This is a genomic window from Sporosarcina luteola, from assembly GCF_007991495.1.
Classification (GTDB): Bacteria; Bacillota; Bacilli; order Bacillales_A; family Planococcaceae; genus Sporosarcina; species Sporosarcina luteola.
Map to the genome: position 1 here is coordinate 37,005 of NZ_BJYL01000016.1, position 13,347 is coordinate 50,351.

Here is a 13,347-nt window from a genome sequence, read left to right on the forward strand (position 1 = left end):
AAAACAAAGCAAAGGAAAGCACTTTGTGCGACACATTGGTTCGTTCCTTATACATATTAGTACGAAACAGTAATCAAAAAAGTTTCACGCGAATATGTAAAAAGTTCCGGAAACTTTATTCTCAGCTTCCGGAACTTTTGTTTAAGGCGTATAATCTACACCTTCTGTATAATTATTACCAGCATTCCATAAAAGATACTCGTCAATGCCGTTATCTTTCAATGCTTTTATTTGTGCTTCAACTTCTTTTTTACCATAGTGTAGATAATTTCCAGAACCTAGCCATGGGGCACTAAAATCTTGGAGCCACGGACGCGAAGTCGGCGGTGTTTCCAGTTCGCCAAGTTTCGTGTTTTCCACTTTTGCATATTCTGTTATAAGTCGGTATGGTTCAAGATCGGGTTTCGGAATACCGAAATAGGAAGTCCAATGGCTCGGGTAAATCATGGATGAAATGACATCAACATTCTCTGATATCTTGGAGAAATTCTGGCCAATTCCAGGAGCTTCCGGCAACGTCGCCGAATAGCCGAATATGTCAACGGAAACATCGACATCATATGGCTTCAATTGTTCTCTTGCATACGCAACAAAATCGGTCACTGCCTCCACTCGGCGCTGTATTGGATCAAGTTCTGACTCCTTGTAATCTTCCATCGTATAGCCTAATGTTTCTGCCCGTTTTTCAAAACCTTCGGGGAACCGGACATAATCGAATTGAATTTCCTGGAACCCCATTTTTGCTGCTTCAATTGCAATCTCCACGTTATGATCCCAAACTTCTTTCATGAATGGGTTGACGAACGATTCACCCCGTCCGTTTTTCCATACTTCTTCGCCATCCATGAATGACAGGTCGGGACGTTTTTCAGCAAGCACACTATCTTTGAAAACTACCACTCGCGCAATCGGATAAACGCCCTCAGCCTCAAGTGTCTTAAGCATCTTTTGCGGATCTTTAATATAAGGCTTCCCGATTTCCATAGGGAATAACGGCGAATCCTCTTGTGGTTTATACGTCAAATTTCCGTAATCATCTTTAATATCAATGACCATCGCATTCAAATCGGTTGAATCGAGTAATTTCAGCAATCGTTCGAAACGGGAACCTCCTGCCGAATGCCCTGTTACGTATATCCCCCTCACTGCATCCGGGTATTCGAAAACAAGTCCAGAATCGTAACGGTATAACTTAGAGCTAGCTACAATTGTATCGTCGATCGTTTCAAATCCATATGTACGTTCAGTAAATTCGATTCCGTTTTTTGATTCATCAGCTTGTACGGTCGCTGGCACGGCAACTGCTGCCGCAAGCAATACCGAACTTAGTAATTTCACGGTTTTCATATGACACTTCCTTCCTATCACTTATTCTATCAAAGCAAAAATGCAAAGAATAGGCTAAGTAGTCTTTTCCCTAATTTCCTTGTCGAAAAACATCATTTCTTGTTTTTCATTCATGCGAATAGAATCTTTCAGTTGCTTTCTTTCAAAGACCGTATTATACTTTTTACAACTATTAGCGAAAAGCAGAGACGGAAAGAGTATTCTTGTTGCGACATATCAGAGAGCCTGTGGTCGGTGTGAACAGGCATGACGAACAAGAGGAATTGGATTCCCGAGCTTGATCGGTGAAAATGGGATTTTACAACGAAGTCCCAGTAGCCCATCACGTATCCCGCGTTAAGGGATTAGAGTGGCCTGCACGCAGGCTAATTCGGGTGGTACCACGGTTGATAAAACATCAGTCGTCCCTTTCATTAGGGATGACTGGTGTTTTTTTGTTTTGCTTTTATCATTTTTTAGTGGCTCCGTTGATTGGAGTGGAAGGCGGCGACTCCGGCGGGAATAGCATGAGCTGAAGACCCCGCAACGCAGCGAAGCGAAGTGAGGAGGCTGAAGCCATGCCCGCGGAAAGCGTCCGCCTGGAACGGAAATCAACATTTTCAAGTAATAATTATTAGGAGGAATTAGAATGAAGACGATTTTTTCAGGAGTACAGCCAACAGGTACAGTAACGTTAGGGAACTATATCGGGGCTTTCAAACAATTTACAGAACTTCAACATGAATATGACTGCCGGTTTTGCATCGTCGACCAACACGCAATAACCGTCCAACAAGACCCAGCCGAATTGGCCAAAACAATCCGCTCGCTAGCAGCTATCTATATCGCAAGCGGAATCGATCCGGAAAAATCCACCCTGTTCATCCAATCAGAAGTACCTGCACATGCCCAAGCGGGATGGATGATGCAATGCATTTCATACATCGGAGAACTCGAACGGATGACCCAATTCAAAGATAAATCCGAAGGGAAAGAAGGCGTTTCAGCAGCATTGCTCACTTACCCACCATTAATGGCTGCGGACATCCTCATCTACAATACGGATATCGTACCTGTCGGTGAAGACCAGAAGCAGCACGTCGAATTGACACGCGACTTGGCGGAGCGATTCAATAAACGTTACGGTGAAGTGCTCACCATTCCTGAAGTACGTATTCCGAAGAACGGCGCGCGCATCAAATCACTCCAAGACCCATTGAAAAAAATGAGCAAATCGGACCCAAATAAAAAAGGGACGATCACGTTTTTGGATACGTCGAAGGAAATTGAAAAGAAAGTGAAGAGCGCTGTGACGGACTCAGAAGGCATTGTGAAATTCGACGTCGCGAATAAGCCTGGTGTCTCGAATTTATTGACGATCGAATCGGCTTTAAACGGCAATTCGATTTCCGACCTGGAAGCAAAATACGAAGGACTCGGCTACGGCGCTTTCAAAGCGGGTGTTGCGGAAGCCATCATCGAACACTTATCACCTCTTCAAGAAAGATATGAAGAACTTCTCAACTCATCCGAATTGGACGCTCATCTTGATAAAGGCGCAGAAAGAGCGCAGAAAATCGCATCTGCCACACTTAAGAAGATGGAAGCTGCGATGGGAATCGGAAGAAGACGGTAAGAAGCAATAAAATGACCGCCATTACAAAAAGAGTAAAATCGGCTGTTTGGATAATGAAAAAAAATATTTGCTTCCAACTATAACCAAGCGAAATATAGTTAAAATAGAAAATCATATGGGAAACTGTGACAACTATTAGTCCATAGCTAATAAGAAATAAGAATATACGTGTCATGAACATCGCCCTTTTGCTTTTCTACTACCATATGAAAACAAGCTCCCCTTTTAGAAGAAGACCTCTAAAAGGGGAGCTTTTATGCCATTAAATCTTTTTAAAGACGAGTGAAGCGTTATGACCACCAAAGCCGAGCGAGTTGCTCATCGCATATTGGATGTCCGCTTTACGCGCTTGATTTGGAACATAATCAAGATCACATTCAGGATCTTCATTTACATAGTTCATCGTTGGTGGCAAGATGCCTTCCTCGAGCGCTTTTACTGTGAAAATTGCTTCAAGTCCCCCAGCTGCCCCAAGCAGATGGCCCGTCATTGATTTCGTCGAGCTTATCGCAAGCTTATAGGCATGTTCACCAAATACAGTTTTTGCCGCAATCGTTTCGAACAGGTCGTTATACGGCGTGCTCGTACCATGTGCATTGATGTAATCGATTTTATCCGGGCTGATTTTGGCTTCTTCAAGCGCTTGTTTCATCGCGCGTGCTCCGCCTTCTCCTTCAGGTGCTGGTGCCGTAATGTGATGTGCGTCGCCTGTCGAACCGTAACCGACGAGTTCCGCATAGATTTTCGCACCGCGTTTTACTGCATGCTCGTATTCTTCAAGGATGAGAATTCCGGCACCTTCACCGATGACGAAACCGTCTCTTTCCTTATCGAATGGACGAGATGCAGTTGCTGGATCTGGATTTAAAGACAATGCGGTATTCGAGCAAAATCCTGCAACGGACATTGTCGTGATCGGTGCTTCCGCTCCGCCAGTGATCATTACATCCGCATCTCCGCGTTTAATGACTTCAAATGCGTCACCGATTGAGTTTGTACCGGATGCACATGCCGTGACTGTACATGAGTTGATGCCTTTCGCTCCGAAATGAATCGATACTTGGCCCGAAGCCATATCCGGAATCATCATCGGTACGAAGAAGGGACTTACACGACGATAGCCTTTTTCCAGGAATGTCTTGAATTGCTGTTCATGTGTTTCCATGCCGCCAATTCCGGATCCAATCCAGACACCGGTACGCAAAGCTGTTTCTTCATCCAATTCGATATTTGCATCTTTCATTGCCATGATGGAGGCGGCCATTGCATAGTGCGTGAAGCGGTCCATCTTTCTTGCGTCTTTTCGTGAGATATATTCTTCAATATCGAAGTCTTTTACTTCTGCAGCGACTTTCACTGGAAATTGATCACTGTCCAATCTTGTGAGAGGACCGATTCCGGATTTTCCGTTCAATACGGCTTCCCATGAGGTTTCCGCGGAATTCCCCACTGGAGAAACAGCTCCAATTCCCGTTACAACAACTCGACGTTTTTCCATTCTTGAAAACTCCCCTTTTCTTTTGCAAATAAAATTAATCATTTATTAATACTCATTCATTATCCATTGTATAGTAATTCGATATTATTTTCCCCATTTTATACATAGGGCGCCCCATGTGAGGCCTCCGCCGAAGCCGACCATTACGATGATGTCGTCATCTTTGACGCGGCCTTCCGCTAGGTCGTCGACTAATGAAATTGGTATTGATGCTGCTGATGTATTCCCGTATTTATGGACTGATTTAGACATTTTTTCGATTGGTAAGCCTAATCGTTCACGCGAAGCTTCCATGATGCGGATATTGGCTTGATGCGGGATGAGGTAGTCTACGTCATCTGTAGTAAACCCAGCTTTTTTAGTCACATTGACGGCGGATTCGCCCATTTGCCTTACAGCAAATTTGAACACTTCCCGTCCGTTCATGTAAATGTATTTGTCTTGGTACAGATGCTTGCCTCCTGTGCCATCAGCACCTAATTCAAACGATAGGATTCCGCGGCCTTCACTAACCTTGCCGACGACCGCAGCACCCGCACCATCTCCAAACAGGACAGCTGTGTTGCGATCTTCCCAATCTGTGATCTTTGATAATTTTTCGACACCAATGACTAAAACGTGTTCATATGTGCCGGCTTCTACAAAATGCTTTGCCGTTACAATTCCATACATGAACCCTGCGCATGCAGCGGAAATGTCCATGGCTGCCGCCTTTTTTGCACCTAACCGTTCTTGCAGCATCGTCGCTACTGAAGGGAATGGGCGATCCGGAGTCACTGTAGCGACGATGATCATATCGATTTGTTCAGGTTTCAAATCGGCGTTTTCCAACGCGTTCAATGCCGCTTCGTAAGCCATGTCAGAAGTGTTTGTATTGTCGTCTGCTATGCGTCTTTCTTCAATGCCTGTACGTGTGCGAATCCATTCGTCCGTTGTGTCCATTCGGGCTTCCAAGTCCTGATTTGTCACTACATTTGAAGGAACAAATTTCCCTATGCCAATCAACCCTGCATTCATTTCACATACCCCGTTCCTTATCATCTATTATTAGTACCTGGTATTAATTATAGAAGAAACGGAGTTGCTTTTCAATATATCGACACGATTTCGCCAAAGAAAAAAAGTAATGTCACAATTTTTGTTTGATGATTGTATGTACTATGGTATGATGAACGATGAAATAGTTATGTAGAGGTGATTTCGATGAAATATATTATGACTTTTATCGTGTCTTTTGCTTTAGTGACGATGTTGAACTATGTAGCCGGGTCAATTGCCGGTATCGGATCTTTTGACTTCGCGGGCGGTATCATCGCTTCAGTAATCCTATCTATAGTTGTCCTAGCGATTACTGCGATCATTCCGGACGAGCAAGTTGCAGATCATTGATTCATCAGTCAAGCCGTTCCTATAGGAGGAGCGGTTTTTTATTTTGGAATGAGAATGAGAACTTTTCATCTGTTAATGAGAACTTTTCTGCCGTTAATGAGAACTCTGAACGTTCAATGAGAACTCCTCTCCTGTAAACGAGAACTCCTATACGATCAATGAGAACTTCTCTCCTGTAAAAGAGAACTTCTAAACGAGTAATGAGAACTCCTCTCCTGTAAACGAGAACTCCTAAACGATCAATGAGAACTCCTCTCCCGTAAACGAGAACTCCTATACGATCAATGAGAACTCCTCTCCTGTAAACGAGAACTGCTAAACGATCAATGAGAACTTCTCCTTGATTTCATTCAAAAAAGCCTTGGACGCTGAATCGATTGGCGTCCAAGGCTTTTTTCACTTTTTCTCAACTTTTAATGTTCCATCATCCATCGTCAATACTAGTTTTTGGCCTTCCCCTACATCGCCTTTGATGATCTCTTTGGCGACAACGGTTTCGACATAGCGTTGAATGAACCGCTTCAACGGACGTGCACCAAAATCGGCGTCTGTTCCCTCGCGAACAATCCAATCGAGTACATCATCGCTGTACTCCAAGTCCACTTCCTGCTCCTCTAACCGTTTGACGAGATCCTCAAGCATTTTACGAGCAATCAAACGGAACGAGTCTCCTGACAAGGAATGGAAAATGATAATATCATCCATCCGATTCAACAGTTCCGGTTTGAAATGGCGGCGCAATTCCGCCATGACCAAGTCTTCCACCGCATGTTCATCCGATTCGAACTGTCCTTCGAGTAAATAAGCGGATCCGATGTTGGACGTCATGATGACGACTGAATTCGTGAAATTGACGAGCCGCCCTTGACTGTCCGTAATCCGGCCATCATCCAAAATTTGCAACAAGATGTTAGAGACGTCTGGGTGTGCTTTTTCGATTTCATCAAGCAGGACGACTGAATACGGATTGCGACGGACCGCCTCCGTCAATTGGCCGCCTTCTTCGTAACCAATATAACCAGGAGGTGCTCCGACAAGTCGGGATACACTATGCTTTTCCATATACTCGGACATATCTATTCGGATGAAATGATCTTCCGAGTCGAATAACGTGGCTGCTAGCGTTTTCGCAAGCTCTGTCTTTCCGACACCTGTAGGGCCGAGGAAGAGGAATGATCCGATCGGCTTGTTTGGGTCCTTGATGCCTGCACGGGCACGCCAAACGGCTTCTGTGACGAGTTGTACGGCATCCTCCTGGCCGATGACCCTTTCTTCCAAAGTTTCACGAAGACGGAGCAGCTTTTCCCGTTCCCCCTCAACAAGTTTCGTTACTGGGATTCCAGTCCAGCGTGCAACAATCATCGCTATTTCATCCTCCGTCACTTCTTCGCGCAACAGGCGGTTTTCGGAGCTGTTTGCAAGCGGGCCTTCCAATGCCTGCAATTCCTTTTCCAAGTTCGGGATTTTGCCGTATTGGAGTTCTGCGGCTTTATTCAGATCAAAACGGTTTTGCGCATCTTCCAGTTCTCTTCGATACTTATCGAGCTCTTCACGCTTCGATTGGATTTCACGCAATGCACCTTTTTCCTTGCCCCACTGCGCTCGCATATCAGCAGAGGAGTCCTTTAATTCCTGCAGCTCATTGCGCAACGTTTCAAGCCGCGTCTGACTGATGGCATCCTTCTCTTTCCGTAAGGCCTGTTCCTCGATTTCAAGTTGCATAATCCGCCGTGTGACTGAATCAAGTTCCTGAGGCATCGAGTCGATTTCCGTACGAATCATGGCGCTCGCTTCGTCAATCAAGTCAATCGCTTTGTCCGGCATGAACCGTTCCGTCAAATAACGGTCCGATAAAGTTGCCGCTGCGACAATTGCACGGTCATGGATGCGTACGCCGTGGTGAAGTTCAAAACGTTCCTTCAGGCCGCGTAAAATTGAAATCGTGTCTTCCACGGAAGGTTCGCGGACGAGCACTTGCTGGAAACGGCGTTCCAAAGCAGGGTCTTTTTCAATATACATCCGGTACTCGTCAAGAGTTGTCGCTCCGATGCAATACAATTCCCCTCTCGCAAGCATCGGCTTCAGCATATTCCCCGCATCCATTGCGCCTTCCGTCTTTCCTGCGCCTACAATTGTATGGATTTCATCGATGAAAAGAATGATTTCCCCGTCGCTGTCCTTCACTTGTTTCAAGACGCCTTTCAACCGTTCCTCGAACTCCCCGCGGTATTTAGCCCCTGCAATAAGTGAGCTCATATCCAATTCGAAAATTTGACGGTCCTTCAATCCTTCCGGCACGTCGCCTTTGACAATCCTTTGGGCGAGCCCTTCGACAATCGCCGTCTTCCCGACACCCGGCTCTCCAATAAGAACTGGATTATTTTTTGTTTTTCGGGATAAAATCCGAATGACATTCCGGATCTCTTCGTCACGCCCGATAACCGGATCCATTTTTCCATTTTTCACATCTTCTACGAGATTGCGCCCAAATTGTTCGAGCGGTGTACGTTGGTCTTCTTGTACGCCATCCATTCTCATAAACATCCACCTCTTTTTTGACTTTGACTATCTTTGATTAATTAAATTATATGCTTTTTCTTCCTGTAAGTAAAGCATTCTGCACCTTTCTTTTCCCTATGCCATTCGGAATAAACTCCAAACAAAAAGGCTGCTTGACGAGTAGTCAAACAACCTTTTTTAACTGTTCTATTATCGTACGCCGAGCGCCATTTTAGCGTAGCGTGACATATTATCTCGTGACCATGGCGGGTTCCAGATAATGTTAACGTCTACATCTTTCACTTCTGGAAGTTCCGTTAGTTCCTGTTTGATGTTGGCAACAATTTGCGGCCCCATCGGACAACCCATTGATGTCAATGTCATCGTCACTTTAGCAGTTCCTTCTTCATCCAGCTCCGCGTCATAGACAAGACCCAAGTTGACGATATCAATGCCGAGCTCGGGATCGATCACATTTTCAAGAGCACCCATCAAGCTGCCCTTCATATCCTCATTCATTGCAATTCCCCTCTCCGTATCTGACTTAACCTCATCATAGCAAGGTTGGACTATTCATTCAAATAAGATGCAAACCAATCGACGGAGCGCAGCATGCCTGCTCTGGATACAGCATGCCCTGCTGTCGGATCCGTAAAGAATTCGAACCGTTCAGGCTGCTCGATATAATCTTTTTTAGCGGCCTTGTAAAAGTTGTAAGTCGGTTCAAACGGGACGGTCGTATCGTGTTCACCATGCCAAAAGAAAACAGGCCGTTGATTGAGCTTTTGCCTTTGTTTCGTCATATCGAATAAAGCAAGCGCTTCAAGCAATGATTTCCTCTCTTCATCCGTAATGGGCAATTTGAAACCGCGCCGTTCAAACTGCGCCATCTGCGCCTTGGCAAGTTCCACAAACCCGGGAGCTCCCATCATGACCGCAGCAACGTCAATCCATGGATAAGCCGTCAAACAGCCAAGCGTCGTAATGCCTCCCATAGACGTCCCGCCCATACCGATTTTAGGAACGCCTCTTTTAATCAATTCAGCATGTAAACTGGCCATTTCCTCAATCGAAGTAAGAACGATTTCCCAGAAGCGAAGACTTAACTGAACTTCATCAAGTCCTTCACTACGGACTCCATGGAGATGGGCGTCCGGCAAGAGGACACGGTATCCTTGCTTTGCGATATTATATGCATAATGCAAGTTATGTTCCTTCGCACTAGTGAATCCGTGTAAGAAAATGACAGCAGGAATGTTGCTATTCTCCAATGTTTCATCCACAATATGCAATAATGGTATATTGCTCCAATTTTCTTCTTTAACTATCATGCAAACACCTTCTGTATCTTTTTTTAAATCGTATCAAAGTTTTAGTAGAAAAACAAAAAGTACGAGTGTCTTGCAGAACTTTTTGACTTGCTTACATTAATAACGATAAACTGGGCTATATAGATATAAAAGGGGGCGGCTCAATGAAACCGCATTTAATAGTCCTCGATCTGGACGGGACATTATTGACGGACGAAAAAATCATATCGAAAAAAACTGCACAAACATTGAAGCAGGCGGAAGAACAAGGCCATCAAATCATGATCGCGACAGGTCGTCCGTACCGGGCGAGTGCCATGTATTATCGCGAACTCGGCCTAAAAACGCCAATCGTCAACTTCAACGGTGCATTCGTCCACCATCCGACCGACCGCTCGTGGAAAACGATTCACGAAACGATTTCCCTTCCAATCGTCAAGGATGTAGTTGACGCAATGCAGGATTTTAAACTCCATAACATCGTCGCCGAAGTAATGGATGACGTGTACATGCAGTATCATGATACAAAGTTATTAGATATATTCAGCTTCGGAGATCCCATCATAAAGGAAGGCGACATTCGAACATCGCTGCAAGTCGATCCGACAAGCGTACTCATCCAAGCCGATTCCAAAACGGTAGAACCGATACGTAAACATCTTGCTGATGTCCATGCTGAAGTCATCGACCATAGAAGATGGGGAGCGCCATGGGACGTCATCGAAATCGTCCGCCATGGGTTGAATAAAGCAGTCGGTATTTCACATGTTTCCAAGTGGCTGGACATCCCCCGTGAACGCATCATCGCTTTCGGGGATGAAGACAACGATCTGGAAATGATCGATTACGCAGGCGTCGGCGTCGCAATGGGGAATGGCATCGACCGCCTAAAATCAATCGCCAACGAAGTGACACTAACGAATAACGAAGACGGCATTGCTGAAGTGTTGAAAGATCGTTTGCTAATGAAATGAAATATAAAAGAAAATAAGAGGGGGTTTCACAATGAGAATTTTTGCCGATAGTGCTTCAGATTTACCAAAATCATTTTACGACGAAAATGATGTCACATTAATTCCGTTAAGTGTCCTAATCGATGACAAAGAATACGAAGATATTATCGAAATCGACTCAAAAGAAGTATTCGATGCCATCCGTAATGGAAAACAACCAAAGACGTCGCAAGCATCGCCCGAGCTGCTGCTATCCACTTGGAAAGAGCTTTCACAGTCCGGAGAAGACGGCCTATATATCGCTTTTTCCTCCGAACTGTCCGGCACCTATAACACCGCCGTCATGATGAGGGATCAAGTGAAAGAAGGCAATCCGAACTTTAACCTTGTCATAATCGACACCCGTTGCGCTTCCCTGGGATACGGCCTATTAGTGAAAGAGGCAGTCCGGTTGCGCAATGCGGGAGAGGATGTCCGAGCAATCGAACGAAAAATCCGTCATATGGCTGCAAATATGGAGCATCTTTTCACAGTAGAAGACCTTGATTATTTAGCAAAGGGCGGACGCGTATCGAAGGCGAGCGCATTCATCGGCGGTTTATTGAACATTAAACCATTGCTTCATGTTGAAGGCGGGAAGCTTGTCCCGATTGAAAAACATCGTGGGCGTAAAAAGGTGTTCCGCCGCATGATGGAGCTGATGGATGAACGCGGCACTAATTTGTCGGAGCAGACAATCGCAATCAGCCATGGAGACGATGAAGCAACGGCTCTCGAAGTGAAGGCGATGATTGAAAAGCAGTTCAAGCCGAAAAATGTGGAAATCCATATGATCGGTTCCGTGATCGGATCGCATGCCGGTCCGGGAACAATTGCACTTTTCTTTCTCAGTAAATTAAATTAAATTAATGCAAAATGCCTTTTCAAACACGGTTGCGGCCGTGTTATGAAAAGGCATTTTTTATATGGCGTAAAGCTTATTTAGTTTCAGATTTTCTTCTTTCCCGGCCTTTTTTGATGATCATGAATAGGAAGCCGAGGAAAATCACATAGACAAGAATTGTAGCAATGAGGTAAGGTGTGTTAAACCCTTTATCATCATCGGCGATATACACTTCTGCCATTTCCCGATCGAGAACGACACGGAAAACGCCATCATCCGATTCACGGATAAGATCGCCGTCCAATACACCACGCAATTTTTTATTGTCCCCGATCTTCTCAATCGGAATTTCCACGCTGGCTGTCTCCGACGTATTGTTTACAGCGATTAGCCACGTTTCATCCTCCGAAGTTCGCGTGTAGACGATGAACCCATCTTCATTATGCAGCATTTCGAAATCACCATTCCGCAGTGTTTCCGACTGATTGCGCAAGAGATTCAAGTTCCCAATCAGCTCTTTGAACTCCATATCCGTCTTGAAATTGAAGAGCGGATGGCTTTCAGGCGCTTCTTTTCCGTTCACCGCAATTTCTGTGCCATATGTCATGAGTGGCACACCCGGAAGCGTGAATAACGCTGTTGCCGCCACTTTCCATCGGGTTGGCGGGAACATTCTTGCTTCAACCATGTCATACGTCAAACGCGGTCCTGTCAAATCGTCAAATTGAATCACTTTCGTTTCATCGTTATCGTCGAAAAGAGCGATTGACGACGAGTCTGGATTTGACTTCATGAATGTCTGTCGAAGCGCGTCCATCTTCGTATCACTCGGTGTGGAATCAAATTCCGCTCCACTTTCCACATTCGTCAATACATAGGAGCCTTCCTGTGCATCATGGATGGCCGCAATCAGTTCATTCAAATAAGCGTCATCAAATCCATCCAGCTGCGTAAGGCGAATTCCATCCAAATTATACGCTGTGACAAAATCGACAACGGTTTGCTTTAAGGCTTCCTGAACGTTGGAATCGTTCGGATCCCAATCGACTGTGCCGTCTGCAGAATGAGTGAATTTATAGGTCCGATTTTTTGCCCATTCGTGATCCTCGCTTACCTTGCCGAGTGGAAAATCGGCAATCACTTTCATTTTCTGCTTATGGATTTCCTTCACTAACGCTTGCAACTCATCCTCTGTTCCGAAATGAGGTTCCAATTCAGTATAGGAAAGTGCTCTTCGACCATCGTATGTCTCTGTTTTGAAAATCGGGCCAAGCGAAACGATTGTAAAGCCCATATCGATAATATGCTGCAAACGGGCATGTACACCGATAAAGTCCCCACCGTTGAATGCAAGTCCGTCTTGAGCATTTACATCGATATCATTTTTACCGTCCCCGTTATTAAAACGGTCCACCAATAAATCATATATACTCTCATCCGCAAAACTGCGATCTGTCTTAGCTGAAACAGCTGCCGGCATGACCGTCGATATGAATAATAAAAACATGGCAACAAAGCCAATCAGTCGTTTTCCTTTCACAAAAAAGCCTCCTCAAACGAGCGTCTTTAGCCATTTTAACAAAATGGATCTTCATCTGCCATGTAATGTGTTGAAAAAGTATGATGCCTGCGGTAAATGAGTCTATTGTGTGAAATTCCGCAAATAAAAACCCGCCGGCAAATTCACCAGCGGGATAATCTTTTTATTCTTCTGTTGTATCCTCATCTGCAAGTCTTTTGGATTTCCGGAAAGTGATGAAGACCGATACTGCAAATAACACCATGATGAAAAACAATATGGCTAACACTAGGATGCCTGGACCGACTGCCATCTACCATTCCCACCTTCCGAC

Annotated in this window: 13 protein-coding genes and 1 other annotated feature; of the genes, 4 read left to right on the forward strand and 9 right to left on the reverse strand. The window is 44.9% G+C overall.

All coding sequences use genetic code 11. The features are described 5' to 3' along the window. Positions 1–141 precede the first annotated feature (141 nt). Positions 142–1,347 carry a putative glycoside hydrolase gene (locus SLU01_RS06205; protein WP_147056382.1) on the reverse strand — a complete coding sequence of 402 codons (1,206 nt, stop codon included), beginning with the start codon at positions 1,345–1,347 and terminating at the stop codon, positions 142–144. A 176-nt stretch (positions 1,348–1,523) separates the two neighbouring features. After that, positions 1,524–1,759: a binding site (T-box leader), on the forward strand. A 216-nt stretch (positions 1,760–1,975) separates the two neighbouring features. On the opposite strand from SLU01_RS06205, the gene trpS reads away from it, so the two are divergent. After that, on the forward strand, positions 1,976–2,962 hold the full coding sequence (gene trpS, locus SLU01_RS06210) for a tryptophan--tRNA ligase (protein WP_147056384.1): 987 nt from the start codon (positions 1,976–1,978) through the stop codon (positions 2,960–2,962). On the opposite strand, the gene SLU01_RS18530 is transcribed toward trpS, so the two are convergent. The 3 genes from SLU01_RS18530 to SLU01_RS06225 form a co-directional block, all read right to left on the reverse strand. Continuing rightward, the gene (locus SLU01_RS18530) at positions 2,919–3,143 is read right to left on the reverse strand and encodes a YuzI family membrane protein (protein ID WP_507772824.1); all 225 of its coding nucleotides are present in this window, start codon (positions 3,141–3,143) and stop codon (positions 2,919–2,921) included. The two genes, trpS and SLU01_RS18530, sit on opposite strands and share 44 nt — an antisense overlap. Before the next feature lie 81 nt (positions 3,144–3,224). Continuing rightward, positions 3,225–4,460, reverse strand: coding sequence for a beta-ketoacyl-ACP synthase II (fabF, locus tag SLU01_RS06220; RefSeq protein ID WP_147056388.1), 1,236 nt, complete (start codon positions 4,458–4,460; stop codon positions 3,225–3,227). An 84-nt stretch (positions 4,461–4,544) separates the two neighbouring features. Further along, positions 4,545–5,477 (reverse strand): beta-ketoacyl-ACP synthase III, encoded by a 933-nt coding sequence (locus SLU01_RS06225; RefSeq protein WP_147056390.1) that lies wholly within the window; start codon positions 5,475–5,477, stop codon positions 4,545–4,547. A 186-nt stretch (positions 5,478–5,663) separates the two neighbouring features. Here SLU01_RS06225 and SLU01_RS06230 point away from each other — a divergent pair, with 186 nt between their 5' ends. After that, positions 5,664–5,849, forward strand: a complete 186-nt coding sequence (locus SLU01_RS06230; RefSeq protein WP_147056392.1) for a DUF2929 family protein — start codon at positions 5,664–5,666, stop codon at positions 5,847–5,849. A 396-nt stretch (positions 5,850–6,245) separates the two neighbouring features. Here SLU01_RS06230 and SLU01_RS06235 read toward each other — a convergent pair whose 3' ends face one another. From SLU01_RS06235 to SLU01_RS06245, 3 genes are all read right to left on the reverse strand, one after another. Continuing rightward, positions 6,246–8,393 (reverse strand): ATP-dependent Clp protease ATP-binding subunit, encoded by a 2,148-nt coding sequence (locus SLU01_RS06235; protein WP_147056394.1) that lies wholly within the window; start codon positions 8,391–8,393, stop codon positions 6,246–6,248. Positions 8,394–8,558: 165 nt separating this feature from the next. Then, the gene (locus SLU01_RS06240; protein WP_147056396.1) at positions 8,559–8,867 is read right to left on the reverse strand and encodes a metal-sulfur cluster assembly factor; all 309 of its coding nucleotides are present in this window, start codon (positions 8,865–8,867) and stop codon (positions 8,559–8,561) included. A gap of 50 nt (positions 8,868–8,917) precedes the next feature. Next, positions 8,918–9,679 carry a prolyl oligopeptidase family serine peptidase gene (locus SLU01_RS06245; RefSeq protein ID WP_147056398.1) on the reverse strand — a complete coding sequence of 254 codons (762 nt, stop codon included), beginning with the start codon at positions 9,677–9,679 and terminating at the stop codon, positions 8,918–8,920. Between the two features lie 143 nt (positions 9,680–9,822). On the opposite strand from SLU01_RS06245, the gene SLU01_RS06250 reads away from it, so the two are divergent. Continuing rightward, positions 9,823–10,632 carry a Cof-type HAD-IIB family hydrolase gene (locus tag SLU01_RS06250; protein ID WP_147056400.1) on the forward strand — a complete coding sequence of 270 codons (810 nt, stop codon included), beginning with the start codon at positions 9,823–9,825 and terminating at the stop codon, positions 10,630–10,632. 31 nt (positions 10,633–10,663) lie between these two features. After that, positions 10,664–11,515, forward strand: coding sequence for a DegV family protein (gene fakB / locus SLU01_RS06255; RefSeq protein WP_147056402.1), 852 nt, complete (start codon positions 10,664–10,666; stop codon positions 11,513–11,515). 73 nt (positions 11,516–11,588) lie between these two features. Here the strand turns inward: fakB and SLU01_RS06260 are convergent, their stop codons facing one another. Together SLU01_RS06260 and SLU01_RS18345 are read right to left on the reverse strand one after the other, a co-directional pair. Then, positions 11,589–13,034: an alpha-amylase family glycosyl hydrolase gene (locus tag SLU01_RS06260; RefSeq protein ID WP_147056404.1), complete on the reverse strand. Its 1,446-nt coding sequence runs from the start codon at positions 13,032–13,034 to the stop codon at positions 11,589–11,591. 163 nt (positions 13,035–13,197) lie between these two features. Then, positions 13,198–13,326: a hypothetical protein gene (locus tag SLU01_RS18345; RefSeq protein WP_281288371.1), complete on the reverse strand. Its 129-nt coding sequence runs from the start codon at positions 13,324–13,326 to the stop codon at positions 13,198–13,200. Between the last annotated feature and the right edge of the window lie 21 nt (positions 13,327–13,347).